This window comes from Corynebacterium sp. ACRQK, assembly GCF_022345965.1.
Taxonomy (GTDB): Bacteria; Actinomycetota; Actinomycetes; order Mycobacteriales; family Mycobacteriaceae; genus Corynebacterium.
In genome coordinates this window covers 68,887-84,557 of sequence record NZ_JAKRMU010000004.1, presented here as the reverse complement: position 1 = coordinate 84,557, position 15,671 = coordinate 68,887, and the positions used below count along the sequence as shown (strand labels likewise).

Sequence of the window (15,671 nt, the reverse complement as noted above, 5' to 3'; positions counted from 1 at the left end):
GGCGAATATGGAGTGGCAGGAGAAGAAACGATCATGGCTGAACAAAATAACCAGCTGGCTGCGGCACTGTCGAAGAAGCTGAAGAAGGACGGCGCCGAAGGTACTGGCGCTGGCGCCGAGGGCACGGCGGGCGCTGCGGGCTCCGGAAAGAACGGCGCCGGTGAGAAGGACAAGCGCAGCATCGTGCTGGACGTCGTGGAGGACGCGACGGGCATCGAGCGCGAGGACCTCGAGGGCTCCAAGCGTCTGGGCGACGACCTGAACATCGACTCGCTGTCCCTGATGGACATTGCTGTGCGCCTGGAGGAAGAGTTCGGCGTGGAGGTCCCGGACGAGGACATCAACCGAGTGAAGACCATCGACGAGCTGGTTGGCCTGGTGGACAAGTGAGCGGAACGAAGGTGGCCACGGTAGAGGACGTGCTGGCCGAGCTGCAGGACTGGCCCGTCGATAACGTGGCCGCGGCGGCGCTGTGGGAGGACGACAGCGCCGACGAGGCAGATGCCCAAACAGTGACCTTCGGCGACACGTCCGCGCAGTTCCCCCTGGCCAGCGTGAGCAAGCTGATCACCGCCTATGCCACCCTGCTGGCCGTCGAGGAGGGTGCCTTCGAGCTGGACCAGCAAGTCCCCGCCGAGCTGCTGCCCGAGTTCGACGACCTGCCGACCGTCCGCGAATTGCTGGCCCACACCAGCGGAATTGGTTTCCGCGGTCACTCCCCAGAAAAGCCACGTGGTGCCCGCAGGATTTATTCTTCGGCGGGCTACGAGGTGCTGGCGGATCTCATCGCCGCGGAGGCCGACATGCCTTTCGCGGAGTACGTGGCCGAGGGCGTGTGCGCGCCGCTGGGCATCGAGGTGAAGGTCGAGGGCAGCGCGGGGCATGGTTTTTCTGCCTCGGTCGATGCCCTCACGGTGTTGTGCTCTGAATTCTTGACGCCCTCACTCCTGGCTCCCTCAACCCTCAACGAGGCGCTGGAGCCGCAGTGGCCGGAGGTTTCCGGGGTGGTACCGGGCTACGGGATGCAGAAACCTTGCCCGTGGGGATTGGGCTTTGAGTTGCACGGCGAGAAGTCGCCGCACTGGTTGGGAGAGGGGATGCCTGAAACGGTGGCGGGACACTTTGGTCAGTCGGGGACTTTCCTGTGGATCGACCGGAGTGAGAGCAAGAAAAAAGCCGCCGTCGTCCTCACGGATGAGAACTTCGGCGACTGGGCCAAGCAGCGCTGGGATGGCTTCAACCAGCGCCTATGGGAGGCGCTGGGCTAGCCTTGCGCAGCGCGCTACTCGAAGGTAGTGCGCAGGTCCTCGTGGCCCTCTGCGCGCCAGTCAACATAAGCGTTGTCCTTGGTATCGATACCCTGTTCCTTCTGCTGCGGAACCTTGGCCACGATGTTGCGGCGGGCACGGCCGGAACGCAGCTGAATCTCGATGCGCTCAGCCACCTTCGCCAAAACCATGTTGATCACGATCATGATCAGTGCGATCAGCAGCAGCGCTGGGATCATCGCGCCGTAGTACTCGCCTAGCTGGCGGCCAGAGCGAACCACTTCCACAAAGCCGATCATGTAACCCAGAGCGGAATCCTTCAGGGCAATCACCATCTGGGAGATGATGGCCGGCAGCATGGCGGCCACAGCCTGCGGCAGCAGGATGAGGTTGATGGACTGGCGGTGGCTCAGCCCCAGCGCAATCGCTGCTTCACGCTGGCCGCGCGGCAGCGACTGGATGCCGGAGCGCAGGGTCTCAGCGATGACGGAGCCGTTGTACATCGTCAGGCCGAAGACCACTGCGGAAAAGCCCAGCCAGCTGGAAGGCACCAGCTGCAGAAGAGAGAACACTGCGTAGGCGAACAACATCAGAACCAGCACAGGGATGGAGCGGAAGAACTCCACGATGATGCCGCAGATCCAACGTACGGGTGCGGAGGGAGACAGTCGGCCCACGCCCAGCAGCGCACCAATGGCCATCGCCAAGACGATGGAGACCACAGCGGCGCCGATCGTGGAGATCAGGCCTGGGATGATGTAGGTCGTCCACGTGGTGCCCTCCAGGAAGAAGGACCACTTCTCGGACTCAAACTGACCCTTGTCATTCAGCTTTAATGCCACCAGGAGCAGGATCACAGCGACCACTACGACTGTAACCGCCGTGAGGATCGTGTTGAGCCTGCGCCCCTTCGGGCCTGGGGCGTCATAAAGAACCGTTGCACGTGTAGTCATTAGCGCTTCACCGCCCATCGCTTACCTGCCCAACCGAAGAACAACCCGGTAGGCAGAGTCAAGATGATAAATCCGATTGCGACTACACCGAAGATCACCAGAATGTCGCTGGCGTAGTCCTCCGTGAGGGTCTTCATCAACAGGGACGCTTCAGCCACACCGATCACCGAGGCGATGGTGGTGTTCTTCGTCAGCGCGATCAGGGTGTTGCCCAGCGGCACGATCGCGCCGCGCAGGGCCTGCGGGAAGATCACGTGCCGGAAATTCTGGCCGAAGCTTAGCCCCAGGGAGCGGGCGGCCTCGGCCTGGCCGAAGGGCACGGTGTTGATACCGGAGCGAAGGGATTCCGCCACGAAGCAGGAGGTGTAGGCCACGAAGGCCAGGACTGCCAGGCGGAAGTTCTGCTTTTCAATGAAGGAATCGTTCTCCACCGCCAGCAGCAGGCCCAGGTTGTAGTACAGGCCCATGGAGGCCAGCAGAATGATCAACGTCAGCGGGGTGTTACGAACAATGTTGATGTACCACGCGGACAGGTTACGCAGGATGCCCACGGGGCTCACGCGCATGGCGGTCAGGATAATGCCGAAGATCAGCGATCCGACCGCGGAGAAGAACGTCAACTTGACGGTCACCCAAAATGCTGGAAGCAGTTCGGGCTTCATCTCGGACCATAGTTCGGGGTTCATAGTGCGTTCCTCCTTCCTACTTCTTGTCGACGAACGACAGGTCGCCGATCTTTGGCTTCTCGCCGAGATCCACGTTGTCGCCCAGGTTCTTGGCGACGATCTTCTGGAACTCGCCGGAATCGTGCATTTCGTTCAGCGCTTCGTTGACCTCCGCCTTGGCTTTGTCGTCGCCCTTAGGCAGGCCAATGCCGTAGTTTTCGTTGGTCCAGAAGCTGCCGTCATCCTTCTTTAGCTGGATAACGCTGTACTCTTCGCCAAAACGATCCTTGTAGCGCTGTGCGAAGCCAGCCAGAATGGTCGCGTCCGTAGTGGTTGCATCCACCACGCCCTGCTTCAGGCCCTCCGCACACGCGGCGTAGGTGTCGAACTCCTGCAGCTGCACTTCTGGCAGCGCGTCCTTCACCTTCTGTGCCGGGGTGGAGCCGGATACGGAGCACAGGCGGGTGCCCGGAGCGATGTCGTTCAGGCCCTTGATTCCGGAATCTTCGCGAACCAGCAGCGCCTGGTGGGTGACCAGGTAGGGGCCTGCGAAGTCCACGGCCTTCAGGCGACCTTTGTTGATGGAGTACGTGGCGGTGATCATGTTGACCTCACCGTTGTTGATGAGGGTCTCGCGCTGTGCGGAGGGGGTTTCGCGCCATTCGATTTCTGGCGTGGCCCAGCCGTGCTTCTTTGCGATGTATTCCACCACGTAGCGGGATACGTCGGTATCCAGGCCGGCGAACTGCTTGTCCGGGGTGCGCTCACCCAGGTTCGGTTGGTCGTACTTGGTGCCCATTACGACGTGGCCGGATTCGATATCCGCCAGCAGGTCGCGGGCACCGCCAGAGCCGCACGCGGTCAGCGCCACCACGCTTGCGGTGGCAACCACTGCAGCGGTGAGGCGCTTGAGTGCGCTTGTGAAGGTAGACATGTGTAACTCGCTTCCCGAACTAGTGGTTCACGATCTTCGCCAGGAAGTCCTTGGCTCGATCGGATTGCGGGTTCGTGAAGAAGGTCTCCGGGTCGGCGTCCTCAACAATGGCGCCATCAGCCATGAACAGGATGCGGTCGGCTACGCGGCGAGCAAAGCTCATCTCGTGGGTGACAACCACCATGGTCATGCCGCCCTTGGCGAGGTCGGTCATGACGTCCAGGACCTCGGTGATCATCTCCGGGTCGAGGGCTGAGGTCGGCTCGTCGAAGAGCATTACCTTTGGATCCATGGCCAATGCGCGGGCGATGGCCACGCGCTGCTGCTGGCCACCGGATAGCTGTGCCGGGTACTTGTCGGCCTGGGCGGCGATGCCCACGCGGTCCAGCAGTTTCTCGGCGGTCTTGCGTGCCTCTTCCTTTCTGACCTTACGGACCTTGGTGGGCGCCAGCGTGACGTTATCGCGAATGGTCATGTGGCTGAACAGGTTGAACTGCTGGAACACCATGCCCACCTCTGCGCGGAGCTTGGCCAGGTCCTTGCCTTCTTCGGGCAGCAGTTCACCGTCGATGCGGATTTCGCCGTCGTCGATGGTCTCGAGGCGGTTGATGGTGCGGCACAGCGTGGACTTGCCGGATCCGGAGGGGCCGAGGATCACGACAACCTGGCCCTCCGGTACTTCGAGGTTGATGTCCCGAAGAGCGTGATACTCGCCGAAGTGCTTGTTCACTCCCTTGAGTTCAATCATTGGTTTGAAAACAGTGGGTTCAGACATGAAACAAATAATAGGTAACGAAGGTCACTTTTAGGAAATGAAAGCAAGATACCTCACTGTTGTTGGTTGTCGTTGGCTTATTGATTGCTTATTGACGCCCTTAGCGTGAACTCCTTAAAGGCGATGGTTGACCATCCACGTGATCGCTGGGAGTAGACATCAGTGACCTGTGTTGAGGGCAAAAAAGAGCGTACGGTGGCGAGCATGAATTTTTCTGAATTCATACGTAACCGCCACTCCCCTCGCGCGTTCCTGCCGGACGAGATTCCGGCAGAGGACATCAAGGAGATTCTGCTGGACGCCCAGTCCGCGCCCTCTAACTCCAACACCCAGCCGTGGAACGTCCACGTGATCGGTGGCCAAAAGTTGAAAGACTTAAGCGCCGCGCTGATCGAGGAGTTCGATACCAACGGACTGAACCCCGACTTCACCGTGGACTACGGCGAGGGCGTACACCCGCAACGCTCTAAGGAGCTGGCGGCAAAGATGTACGGGCTGCTGGGCATTACCCGTGAGGATAAGGAGGCGCGCACGGAGTTCGTTCGCGAGAACCTGCGCTTCTTCGGCGCCCCGTACTCGGCGCTGATGTTTATCCCGCCAATTGGTGACCGTGTTCGTGCGGCTTTTGACCAGGGGACGTACGCGGAGAATTTCCTGCTGTCCCTTACTGCCCACGGCTACCACGGGGTGCCGCAGGGCATGATCTCCCTTCTGGCGCCGACGGTGCGCGAGTTCCTGGGCGTAGATGAGGAGTACAAGCTGGTCACTGCGCTGACCTTCGGCCGGGCGGATGAATCCAGCCCGGTGTACGAGACCGCCCCGGGCCGCGTTGCGCTATCCGAGACGGTGACGGTGCACGGGATTGAGGGGTTGAGCCTTTAGGGCGTTAAGCACTGTTTTCTAAGCAAGCCCCGCTGGCGCGGGGAGAATGTGATCCCATGTTCTGAACCATGCAAGGCCAACGGCTCATCCCAGCTGTCGCAGGGAGACATGGGCATCACCAGTTCCCCACCCTACAAAACTGCAGGCTTCACCCAGCTCGCGACACACTTCATATTATTTCTAAATTGGCATTGCAAGGTAAGAATTCTTCTGCTAACTTTGTTCGTAAAACACAACACTACGAAAGCCAACGGACATGACAGACCCCCACAGCGCACCACTGTTCGATTTAGATTCTTGGAATGGCGTGGTCGACAGTTTCTCCCCCACAGCCAGCGCCTTCCTAGCCAAATCGGGAGACGAGCATGGACCAATGTCCCTCGTTCAGCACATGGTCGATTCCGGCGCGGTCGCAACCTATCTTTGGGATTCCTGGCTCTCCCCCCAGATCAAGGACTTCCTCAGCCGCAGCACACGACTCTCCCCCGAACACATCCGCTCACTCACGGTTTTCCTCGTTTCCGCACATGATTGCGGAAAATTGTCAGCACCCTTTATCCGAAAGCTTCGCTCCCCCGAAACGAACGCGCCACTGCTTTACACACTCGAGGACGCTGGCATCCCTATCCCAGACCTTACTCCCGATGAAGATGTCGCCAGCCTCGCCCACCCGCTTTATTCTCGGGAACTGCTGAAGCGCTGGCTAAAGACACATGGACTCAAAGCTCCCGTTGCTTTGTCACTAACCCAAACGGTGGAAGCTCACCACGGTTGGCTCACCACGGCTGGCCGGAAGGCAGCAACCACCTTCGTCAATAACTATCCTCCCGAGTGGCTAAGCGCCGTCAACGAGATTCTGGATGCTTTCGCCGCTACCACTAACGTTCAACTTGCCCTTGACGCCGTAGAAGGCAAGCCACCAACAATAGCCATTCAGATCATCACCGGCTTCACCGTTATGTGCGACTGGCTGGCTTCCAACACCGATTTCTTCCCTCTTCGCTTTAGCGGTTCTCAAGCTGATCGCATCAAGCTGGGAATGGCGAAAGCTAAGTTCGACCTCCACACCGAGTTCAAACACTTCAGCGAAGATCCGGCTCAGGTTGCCGAAAACTATCGCGCAAGCTTCTCCTGGCCAGAAAGCGCCACTCCACGCCCCGTTCAAACCGCAATTGCAGAACTACTGAGCTCCAAGCCCCCCGGCCCGGCCCTACTCATAATCGAAGCTCCAACCGGAGAAGGGAAGACTGAAGGTGCCCTCCAAGCGGCTCTACTATTCGCCCAGCACAATCGCGCCAGCGGCGCGATTCTAGCGGCACCCACAATGGCAACGGCCAACGGGCTTTTCAAACGGTTTTCCCGCTGGGTTGAGAACATCACTGAAAGCTCTGCTGTGTCGTCTCTCTATCTAGCCCACAGCAAGAACCGCCTCAATAAGGATTACCGCAAGCTCCGCTACCGCGACATCGGCGAGGATTGTGCTGGCCATGGGTCTGTCATCGCCACCGACTGGCTATCCGGCCGCAAGAACGGCCTGTTATCCAACTTCGTGGTCGGAACCATCGACCAAGTTCTAATGATGGCGCTTCAAATTCGACACTCCATGCTGCGGCACCTGGCGCTCGCTGGGAAGGTGGTGATATTCGATGAGGTTCACGCCTACTCGACCTACACCAACGAATATCTCGCCGAAACCTTGCGGTGGCTCGCCGCATACGGCGTTCCGGTTATCCTCCTGTCCGCCACCTTACCGACCAGCCGCAAAGAGGAGCTCGTTGCAGCTTACGGTGGCCAGATAGGTGCGGAAAACCTTCCTCTAGCCGGTGAAGGTTATCCACTTCTCACTCTTGTGTCCGAGGAAGGTATCAGAGAACAGGCCGTCGCCCCACGTCCCGACGACATGCACGCCAAGGTCGAGATCGTCGATAACTCCGTTAAGGAGCTAACACAACTCGTCACCGAGCTCTGTTCCGACGGCGGCGTGGTTCTTGTCATTTGCAACACCATCAAGCGCGCCCAAGAATCTTTCGCAGCTCTGGACTCAGTATTTCCTGGTGAGGTTCGCCTCCATCACTCCGCATTCACCAGCCTCGATCGGGCCCGTCACGAAGAAGAACTCCTCAACGAGCTGGGGCCGACGTCACATAGAAAACACGGGCGCCCTACCCTACGCATCGTATGCGGTACGCAGACTCTCGAGCAGAGCCTTGATATCGACGCCGACGCACTGATCACCGACATCGCACCGATGGATCTGATTATTCAACGAGCTGGGCGCTTGCATCGCCACCGTCGGCCTGACAGCGATCGGCCGGAAAAACTACGTGATGCCCGCATCTACATTCGTGGTGTCGAAGAAACGACCCCAGTTCCCGTATGGGATTCCGGCACAGAATACATCTACGACGATGCATTGCTACTCACGACTTACCAACTCCTCTCCACAGAGGTCGTGGATAAAGGATTCCGGCGCCCCTCCGACGTTCCAGAACTAGTTCAAAGAGCATACGACCTCGACGCGGATCATAACTTTCCGGAAACGTGGGCAGCCCGGTGGGAAGAATCCAAAACAAGTAGTCGAGGCAAGGACGACTCCGATAAGTCACGATCGAAGGTCTTCCGTATACCGAGCCCCGATGAAACCGGCAAACGGTTGGATTCACTCTTTGAGATGCTCGTCCGCGATCACTCAGAGGAAGAGATCAAAGCAACGGCCTCCGTCCGCGATGCCGATAACAGCATCGAGGTCATTCCGATCGTCGATGATGAATACGGCTATCGCCCTCTCCCCGTACCAGGTAACGAGCAATCTGAGTGCGTAGTGGAAGACACGACAATCCCTAACTTCGATACAGCCTTTCAGCTTGCTGCTTCCACTGTTCGTCTACCCACCATGTTCACACGCTCCGACAAGGTGTGGGATCGCACAGTCGATGCTTTGGAAGACCAAACGCCAGAAGGATGGAAGGACCACTACCTCCTCCGGGGACAAGTAGCGCTACGCCTAGACCAAAACCTTGAGGCCAGCTTGGCGGACGTGAAGATTAGCTACTCAGAGCTCCTCGGCCTGCGAACCGAGGGGTTCCCTGGATCTCGCAAAGGCGCCTAAAATGTTTGATTTACAAGTAGCTTTAGTGACAAATGAAAAGCTGTTTCGACCTCCCTAGAAAGGGATATGCCCAAAACTGCATACCGAAAGTACACAGCAGAACTACACACGAAAGGAAGAATTATCGTGACGGAGAGCTTTAGCCTCCTCGATCAGCCGTGGATTCTCACTACGCTGACCGATGGCTCCGCTGCAGAGCTCAGCCTGCGCGAGATCTTCGACGGTTTCCATTCAGTCGCATCCATTCGTGGTGACAGCCCTTTGCAGGACGTCGCCATCTATCGCCTGCTGCTAACGGTTTACTGGTGCGCACATCGCCAGGAATTGCAGAGCGGTTCAGGTACAGAGCTGGATATGGCTGAATGGATTCCCGACAGGCTGGAAGCCGCTGCGGAGAACGAACCAGACAATGCCGTGCTGAACTATCTGGAGCGCTACGCTGACCGTTTTGACCTTCTCGATCCAAAGCAACCCTTCATGCAGGTTGCTGATCTGCATACGAGCAAGAACGCGACTACCGATGTGCGACGGATCGTACCGGATTTCGAAGACGACTACTTTACGCTCCGTGCCGGCGATGGCTTATTGTCGCTCACCTTTGCAGAGGCAGCTCGCTGGCTGATTTACGTTCAGGCCTACGACTATTCTGGGATCAAATCCGGAGCCGTTGGTGACCCCCGTGTCAAGGGCGGAAGGGGCTACCCAATCGGCACCGGTTGGACCGGCGCTATCACTGCAACGATCATTCTTGGGGAAAACCTCCAGGAAACCCTGGCATTGAACACCACCGGTGGAGCCCTCCAAGCAAAGGATGACCATCCCGTGTGGGAACGCGAACCAGACACCTCCGCTCAACGCCTGGATCCTGCAAACAAGGATGGCATCTACCCCAAGGGGCCGGCTGAAATTCTGACCTGGCAATCTAGGCGAATCCGGCTTTTCCCGAACGAAGGTCTGATCACTCGGGTTCTTGTCTCGAACGGAGATCGCATTCCCAATGCAAATGCAAATATCCAGGACGATCCGATGACGCCCTACCGTTTCAGCAAGAACAAGTCCACGAAAACTCTGGACGTCTACTACCCCAAGCCTCTCGATTCCCAGCGGACAATGTGGCGCAGTTTGGAACCGTTGATCGCGTTGGAAACCGACCCGGTTTACGACGCTAAAAACCGAGCCCCTAAACGTCCTAAGACGATCGACCAGCTTGCTTACCTCAAGGAGAACGAGGTTGATCTGCCGGAAACCTTGAACGTCTCCATGACTTCCATGGAGTACGGGCCCAATAGCGCCGTCGTGGGCATTAGCATCAGCACGCAATTCGAGTTGCCGCTAGAAATTCTTCCTAAGTCCGCGCTCGACCAACGTCAGGCAGTGCTCAACCTAGCAGCAGCGACTAGCCAGGCTGGAACAATGCTGGGCAGCTTTGCAGGTCAGCTCTTCCAGGCTGCGGGTGGAGACTACGAATTCCAGCCAGCTGCAACGGACACTCTCCTAGCCGAGCTAGAACCGAAATTCAGCGAATGGATGAAGTCTCTGCACGGCGCAGATCTAGAGCCCCGGCTGAAAGCTTGGGAGATGACCGTTCGCAACGCTGTCCTAGAACACGCAGACGTGCTTCTCGTCGGTGCCGGCCCCAAGGCACTGGTCGGCAGGATCATCGAGTCTAACGATGATGAGCGCTTCGTGTCCGCTGGAACAGTCATGAGCTGGCTGCAGAGGAAGCTCCGTGAAATTCTTCCGCGTACCGTTCCGCGCTAAGCATTCTCAACTTTCACCGCTAGACACACCAAGAATAGGAAAATCATGGAACAAGTAACTGATGACCGGCCACGGCTGAGTTCAGCGGTCGCTGCCACCTGTAGCCAGCTTCAGACCGACTATCTCGGCCGGACTGGTTACCCCAACCAGGCCAGGGCTCGCGGCACGCTCGCGGAACTTCGGAAGTCGGCTGGCCAGCCCGTAGACAAAAACCCCCTAGTTTTCGAAAGCGTTCTTTCTTCCCTAGTTGTACCTCTGTCCGAAAAGGAGGTTGGACGTGGTGATACCCCTTCCCCATCCGAGGAGGCAGCATTTCACGCGCTTACGTTCTTCGCGCTCCACATGCAAGGCGCGACTCACGAGGTACACGATGAATCCCATTCGTTTGCCAGTGCCTGTGGTCGGCTAGCTCAGACCAGCGAATCGAAATCTATCAAGGGTCGCTTCGACGCGCTGGTGCTTGCTCGGACCGCCCAATCCCGGCTGATCCAAACCCGCTCCCTCATTTCGCTGCTCCGATCCAACGATCTCCGTCTTAACTACGGCTGGTTCGCCGCGGATCTGCGCAAACTCTCGAACCCACGCACTCGTAATGGCGTGCTACTGCGGTGGGGTCGCGACTTCGCCTTTGCACGGTACCCGCGCGACATCGACGGCTCCGCTACTACCCAAGAAAACTAAAACTGTTCATTTCGAAAGGAATCTCTTCATGTCCATCACCATTGATTTCCACGCCCTGCAGACCCTTCCACCGAGCCTGATTAACCGTGACGATACGGGCGCTCCGAAGACTGCGATTTTCGGCGGTGCGCCACGTCAGCGTGTTTCCTCCCAAGCCTGGAAGCGTGCCATCCGCAAGGATTTCGGCGAGAAGTTCCCCACTGGCTTCGTGGGATACCGTACCCGTCGCGCAATCGAGCTGATCGCAGATCGCATCCAAGAGCTGGATACTTCCATCGAAGAGGCCGAAGCAACCACCCTTTCCGAGAAGGTCTTCACCGCTGCTGGCTTCAAGCTGACCAAGAGGAAGACCGCAAAGGCTGAAGGTGAGGAAGTAGAACAGAAGTCTGAACTCGGATACTTGCTCTTCCTAAGCGTCCGACAGGTGAGCAACCTGGCCCAGTACGCAATCGACCACCGCGAAGAAAGTAAGTTCCCGAAGAGGGAAGTATCTGTGCTGTTCGACCAAGAACATGGCGTGGACATCAGCATGTTCGGCCGTATGGTCGCAGAAGCTCCGGACTTCAACGTCGACGCATCCGTCCAGGTCGCACACGCTATTGGCGTGCATGAATCCGAGCCGGAGTTCGACTTCTACACCGCGGTCGACGACATGGTGGAAGCTGACGAAGAAGTCGGTGCAGCCATGATGGGCACCGTACAGATGATGTCCTCCACCCTGTACCGATTCGCCACGCTCGACGTCGACTCACTGGCGGAGAATCTCGACAACCAGGATGTGTTGGCTGAAGCCATTAAGGCTTTCACAGAGAGCTTCATCACGTCGCTGCCCACGGGTAAGCAGAATACCTTCGCACACAACAGTGTGCCGGAGCTCGTCTACGTGACTGTGCGCGATGACCGCTCTATCTCCATGGTCAACGCATTCGAAGAGCCGGTGGTCTCCGAGAACAACCAGGGCCGCCGCAAGTCTGCTGCCGACCGACTAGCTCGCGAAGCCGAGCAGATCCAGAACACCTACGGATTCGTCCCACAGGCTGCCTTCGTGATGTCCTTGGGCGACCTGGCGGACGCTTTCATCGAGATGGATCTGGCCAAGAAGACCACTCTGCCCGAGCTCGTCGAAGCTGTCGCAGATGCTGCCACCCAGGAGCACTAATGCCCTCTACCCTTCTACTTAGGCTTTCCGGCCCTATGCAATCGTGGGGCGCGACTAGCCGATTCAAGCAACGCGCCACCGAGCAGGTTCCTACCAAGTCCGGTGTGCTGGGGCTTCTAGCCGCTGCACAAGGGCGCCAGCGCACTGACGATCTGCAAGACCTTGCAGCTCTAACGTTCGCCGTTCGTGTGGATCAGCCTGGTTCCCTACTGCGGGATTACCAGACTGCCCAGCCCTGGCAGAGAAGGCCAAAGGACAACGCGAACCTGGTCACGCGCTACTACCTTGAGGATGCTGTTTTCGTCGCGGCCATCGAATCAGACAATGATTCCTTCATCGACGAACTCGCCGGCGCCGTCCAACGACCACGTTTCCCGTTGTTCCTTGGGCGTCGTTCGTGCCCCGCTCCCCCGAATCTTTATCTCGGAACGTTCCGCGGCTCGGCCGTCGACGCACTGCGCGCAACCGACTGGCAGGCTACCCGCGCCCACAGGAAAACTCGGGCGCCGAAGCTCTCACTGCCTATTTTTCGTGACGCCACACAGGGTGAAGCCGGCATAGCCAGACGCGACGTACCAATCTCATTCTCCCAAGAACATCGGAAGTACGGTTGGCGAGACGTCGTCCAAGACAAAACCGGGGTGCCCGTCGAGAATGACCTTAGTTCAACCAACGACCCATTTATGGAGGCGGTGATGCAGGCATGACGACCTTCACTCGACTTCACCTCAACCCCAGCAGTCGGCAAGCACGAAAGTTACTGGGAAATCCGCAGGCTATGCATGCGGCAGTTCTGAGCTGCTTCCCCGAGAAAGTCGGCGATAAAGAACGAATTCTCTGGCGCCACGACGGCAAAACTCGGGGAGCCGACGAGCATTCTGTGTACATCGTCGGACCGGATAGCTGCGATCCGGCCAAGATCGCCGAGCAAACCGGTTCCGAACACGATCCACAGAAGGCAAGCTACAACCGCCTGCTGGAAGCTCTCGCGGATGGCCAACAGTGGCATTACGAAGTCGTACTAAACCCTGTGGGGGCCAAAAAGGCTCCTGGCTCCCCGCGGGGTACCCGTGGCAAACTCACAGCGCTGGTGGGCGAGGAAGCTCAGTTGGAATGGTTTCGCAACAAGGCCAAAAGCTGTGGCTTCACCCCGCTGGAAACCCTGATCGTAGAGCGGAAGACACTGCGCTTTTCGAAGCTGGCGAAGAATCCAAAAGGCCGCCAGGTTGTGATTGGCACGGTGCGCTACCGAGGTACTCTGCAGATCGACGATGTTGAATCCTTTAGAAAGTCACTTGTCGAGGGCATTGGTCGGGGCAAGGCCTATGGTTGTGGCCTATTGACGCTGGCCAAGCCCACCCCGAGCAAGACAAGCTGAGGCTTGAGCTATGGTGCCACACCCCTCGAAATCACCCATGGAGCGCCCCATCCTGCCACGCGTGCAGGATCGGATTTCCTTCCTGTACGCCGAGCGTTGCGTGGTCAATCGTGACAATAACGCGGTTACATTCGCAGATGAAAGCGGCATCACCCATATGCCTGCGGCAAGCGTTGCTGCCTTAATGCTTGGCCCAGGTACCAAAGTGACGTACGCGGCGATGGCACTTCTGGGAGATTCAGGGGTTTCCGTCGTATGGGTTGGAGAAAAGGGGGTGCGCTACTACGCATCCGGTCGTTCGCTATCGAATTCTTCGGCAGCGGCGGAGGCGCAGGCGTCAATAGTAAGCAACCAGCGCCGCAGGCTTTTCTGCGCCAGACAGATGTACGCCATGCGCTTCCCTGGCGAAGATATTTCACGTGCGACGATGGCGCAGCTTCGCGGACGTGAAGGATCTCGAATGAAGAAGATCTATCAGGCCGAGGCCGCGCGGACCGGTGTGACTTGGAAGAAACGGAATTACGATCCGCAGAATTTTTCCAGTGGCGACCCGATCAACCGAACCCTGACGGCGGCGAATGCAGCCCTATACGGAGTGGCCCATGCGGTCATCGCGTCGCTGGGGTTCATTCCTTCCTTAGGCGTAATTCACCAAGGCACGGAACGCGCTTTTGTCTACGACATTGCGGATCTGTACAAGGCAGAAGTTTCGATTCCAGCGGCGTTTGATGCAGTTGCGGAGAACGAGCTGACCGCCGACGTGAACATTCGAAGGGTGATCCGCGATTATGTGGTGAAAAAGAACCTTTTACCGACCATGATTCGGGATCTGATGTTCCTTATGGAGATGAGCTCTGAGGCTCAGAATATTGATGCTGAGCTGGTGTTGTGGTCGGACTTGGAGGTCGTGGCTTCCAAGCGCAATTGGTCAGACGATGGGCCAATCAGATGATGGTCTTAGTTGTAACTGCGTGCCCTGCGGGTCTTCGCGGTGACCTCACAAGATGGCTGTTGGAGATTTCTCCGGGTGTGTTTGTAGGTCGCCCCAGTGCCAGGGTGCGCGACCAGGTTTGGGAGCGAACATGTGACCTGGTGAAGGACGGACGCGCAATCATGGTATTTCAAGCGGCAAACGAACAGGGATTTGACTTCAAGACCCACCGACATAACTGGGTTCCAACTGATTTCGACGGCGTGAACCTAATTACGCGGCCCAACAACCGGGAGCCTTCGGCGAGGCGACGCGGATGGAGTAAAGCCCGGCGGAGGTAAAGCGGTGGTGATCGTTCGCTAGTCCGGTAGGCGGTAGGGAAAACAAGTTGAAGTAGAATTGGCCTAACGGCTCAAAGAACCACAGCTCAGAGAGTGTGCTCCCCGCGCCAGCGGGGATGAGCCTCGTCCGCCCCAACACACGACGCGTCGCAGGCAGTGCTCCCCGCGCCAGCGGGGATGAGCCCGATTGCCGCGCCGAGACGATATAGAAACCATCGTGCTCCCCGCGCCAGCGGGGATGAGCCGCCCGCCGTATCGAGCAGGAAAAGAAGCGCAAAGTGCTCCCCGCGCCAGCGGGGATGAGCCGTATGCAACCACGGCTCCACCCGCGCCGCCACAGTGCTCCCCGCGCCAGCGGGGATGAGCCAGATGACCCCCACCGCACCATGACCCCACACCCGTGCTCCCCGCGCCAGCGGGGATGAGCCGAAACCTGTCAGATGGCCGTCTGGTCGTCCACCGTGCTCCCCGCGCCAGCGGGGATGAGCCTGGGCGCTATCGGGCGCGCCCAGTTTCACGCCAGTGCTCCCCGCGCCAGCGGGGATGAGCCGTAGACCCAGTCCACGCCATCCGCGCCGTCTCCGTGCTCCCCGCGCCAGCGGGGATGAGCCGCGTGTGAGTGGGTCGGTTGGGTAGTCCAAATTGTGCTCCCCGCGCCAGCGGGGATGAGCCGACAATGCTGCGTCTGCCTGGAGCGTGGGTGACGTGCTCCCCGCGCCAGCGGGGATGAGCCGGCCTTGCTGCCTAGGGTGATTGTCCCACCTGTGTGCTCCCCGCGCCAGCGGGGATGAGCCTGCCCGCCGATATTTCCGCGCTGATTGTTGCTGGTGCTCC

The 15,671-nt window shown here is 58.6% G+C and carries 15 protein-coding genes and 1 CRISPR repeat array (1 of these 16 running past the window's edge); of the genes, 11 read left to right on the top strand and 4 right to left on the bottom strand.

The window, feature by feature from the left end:
* Positions 1-33: 33 nt before the first annotated feature.
* Entirely contained in the window at positions 34-390 is a 357-nt protein-coding gene (locus MHX63_RS05830; protein ID WP_239387653.1) for an acyl carrier protein, read from the top strand.
* A complete protein-coding gene (locus MHX63_RS05825) occupies positions 387-1,268 on the top strand; it encodes a serine hydrolase domain-containing protein (RefSeq protein WP_239387652.1) in 882 nt (293 codons plus the stop codon). The genes MHX63_RS05830 and MHX63_RS05825 overlap by 4 nt, the downstream gene beginning before the upstream one ends.
* Before the next feature lie 14 nt (positions 1,269-1,282).
* Here the strand turns inward: MHX63_RS05825 and MHX63_RS05820 are convergent, their stop codons facing one another.
* From MHX63_RS05820 to MHX63_RS05805, 4 genes are read right to left on the bottom strand one after another with little or no spacing between them, the layout of a single operon-like run.
* Complete coding sequence (locus MHX63_RS05820) at positions 1,283-2,221, bottom strand: amino acid ABC transporter permease (RefSeq protein ID WP_239387651.1); 939 nt, start codon at positions 2,219-2,221, stop codon at positions 1,283-1,285.
* A complete protein-coding gene (locus tag MHX63_RS05815) occupies positions 2,221-2,907 on the bottom strand; it encodes an amino acid ABC transporter permease (RefSeq protein WP_239387650.1) in 687 nt (228 codons plus the stop codon). Before MHX63_RS05815 ends, MHX63_RS05820 begins: the two co-directional genes overlap by 1 nt.
* 16 nt (positions 2,908-2,923) lie before the next feature.
* The gene (locus tag MHX63_RS05810) at positions 2,924-3,820 is read right to left on the bottom strand and encodes a glutamate ABC transporter substrate-binding protein (RefSeq protein WP_239387649.1); all 897 of its coding nucleotides are present in this window, start codon (positions 3,818-3,820) and stop codon (positions 2,924-2,926) included.
* A 19-nt stretch (positions 3,821-3,839) separates the two neighbouring features.
* The gene (locus tag MHX63_RS05805; protein WP_239387791.1) at positions 3,840-4,568 is read right to left on the bottom strand and encodes an amino acid ABC transporter ATP-binding protein; all 729 of its coding nucleotides are present in this window, start codon (positions 4,566-4,568) and stop codon (positions 3,840-3,842) included.
* Positions 4,569-4,799: 231 nt separating this feature from the next.
* Between MHX63_RS05805 and MHX63_RS05800 the strand changes: the two genes are divergently transcribed.
* The 9 genes from MHX63_RS05800 (at position 4,800) to cas2e (ending at position 14,837) form a co-directional block, all read left to right on the top strand.
* A complete protein-coding gene (locus MHX63_RS05800; protein ID WP_239387648.1) occupies positions 4,800-5,477 on the top strand; it encodes a nitroreductase in 678 nt (225 codons plus the stop codon).
* 256 nt (positions 5,478-5,733) lie between these two features.
* On the top strand, positions 5,734-8,586 hold the full coding sequence (cas3, locus tag MHX63_RS05795; protein ID WP_239387647.1) for a CRISPR-associated helicase Cas3': 2,853 nt from the start codon (positions 5,734-5,736) through the stop codon (positions 8,584-8,586).
* A gap of 126 nt (positions 8,587-8,712) precedes the next feature.
* Positions 8,713-10,347, top strand: a complete 1,635-nt coding sequence (gene casA, locus MHX63_RS05790) for a type I-E CRISPR-associated protein Cse1/CasA (RefSeq protein WP_239387646.1) — start codon at positions 8,713-8,715, stop codon at positions 10,345-10,347.
* Between the two features lie 45 nt (positions 10,348-10,392).
* Positions 10,393-11,028, top strand: coding sequence for a type I-E CRISPR-associated protein Cse2/CasB (casB, locus tag MHX63_RS05785; protein WP_239387645.1), 636 nt, complete (start codon positions 10,393-10,395; stop codon positions 11,026-11,028).
* Positions 11,029-11,056: 28 nt separating this feature from the next.
* Positions 11,057-12,187, top strand: a complete 1,131-nt coding sequence (gene cas7e / locus MHX63_RS05780; protein ID WP_239387644.1) for a type I-E CRISPR-associated protein Cas7/Cse4/CasC — start codon at positions 11,057-11,059, stop codon at positions 12,185-12,187.
* Positions 12,187-12,894, top strand: coding sequence for a type I-E CRISPR-associated protein Cas5/CasD (cas5e, locus tag MHX63_RS05775; RefSeq protein ID WP_239387643.1), 708 nt, complete (start codon positions 12,187-12,189; stop codon positions 12,892-12,894). Before cas7e ends, cas5e begins: the two co-directional genes overlap by 1 nt.
* The gene (gene cas6e, locus MHX63_RS05770) at positions 12,891-13,565 is read left to right on the top strand and encodes a type I-E CRISPR-associated protein Cas6/Cse3/CasE (protein WP_239387642.1); all 675 of its coding nucleotides are present in this window, start codon (positions 12,891-12,893) and stop codon (positions 13,563-13,565) included. Before cas5e ends, cas6e begins: the two co-directional genes overlap by 4 nt.
* A gap of 10 nt (positions 13,566-13,575) precedes the next feature.
* Positions 13,576-14,517 carry a type I-E CRISPR-associated endonuclease Cas1e gene (gene cas1e / locus MHX63_RS05765; protein WP_239387641.1) on the top strand — a complete coding sequence of 314 codons (942 nt, stop codon included), beginning with the start codon at positions 13,576-13,578 and terminating at the stop codon, positions 14,515-14,517.
* Positions 14,514-14,837 (top strand): type I-E CRISPR-associated endoribonuclease Cas2e, encoded by a 324-nt coding sequence (gene cas2e / locus MHX63_RS05760; RefSeq protein WP_239387640.1) that lies wholly within the window; start codon positions 14,514-14,516, stop codon positions 14,835-14,837. Before cas1e ends, cas2e begins: the two co-directional genes overlap by 4 nt.
* A 95-nt stretch (positions 14,838-14,932) precedes the next feature.
* A CRISPR array of direct repeats spans positions 14,933-15,671; the repeat unit is 28 nt; unit sequence GTGCTCCCCGCGCCAGCGGGGATGAGCC (it continues 5,089 nt past the right edge of the window).

Coding starts and splice junctions, on each gene's coding strand:
- MHX63_RS05830 (WP_239387653.1), top strand. CDS start 34: ATGGCTGAACAAAATAACCAGCTGGCTGCGGCACTGTCGAAGAAGCTG.
- MHX63_RS05820 (WP_239387651.1), bottom strand. CDS start 2,221: ATGACTACACGTGCAACGGTTCTTTATGACGCCCCAGGCCCGAAGGGG.
- MHX63_RS05815 (WP_239387650.1), bottom strand. CDS start 2,907: ATGAACCCCGAACTATGGTCCGAGATGAAGCCCGAACTGCTTCCAGCA.
- MHX63_RS05810 (WP_239387649.1), bottom strand. CDS start 3,820: ATGTCTACCTTCACAAGCGCACTCAAGCGCCTCACCGCTGCAGTGGTT.
- MHX63_RS05805 (WP_239387791.1), bottom strand. CDS start 4,568: ATGATTGAACTCAAGGGAGTGAACAAGCACTTCGGCGAGTATCACGCT.
- MHX63_RS05800 (WP_239387648.1), top strand. CDS start 4,800: ATGAATTTTTCTGAATTCATACGTAACCGCCACTCCCCTCGCGCGTTC.
- cas3 (WP_239387647.1), top strand. CDS start 5,734: ATGACAGACCCCCACAGCGCACCACTGTTCGATTTAGATTCTTGGAAT.
- casB (WP_239387645.1), top strand. CDS start 10,393: ATGGAACAAGTAACTGATGACCGGCCACGGCTGAGTTCAGCGGTCGCT.
- cas7e (WP_239387644.1), top strand. CDS start 11,057: ATGTCCATCACCATTGATTTCCACGCCCTGCAGACCCTTCCACCGAGC.
- cas5e (WP_239387643.1), top strand. CDS start 12,187: ATGCCCTCTACCCTTCTACTTAGGCTTTCCGGCCCTATGCAATCGTGG.
- cas6e (WP_239387642.1), top strand. CDS start 12,891: ATGACGACCTTCACTCGACTTCACCTCAACCCCAGCAGTCGGCAAGCA.
- cas1e (WP_239387641.1), top strand. CDS start 13,576: ATGGTGCCACACCCCTCGAAATCACCCATGGAGCGCCCCATCCTGCCA.
- cas2e (WP_239387640.1), top strand. CDS start 14,514: ATGATGGTCTTAGTTGTAACTGCGTGCCCTGCGGGTCTTCGCGGTGAC.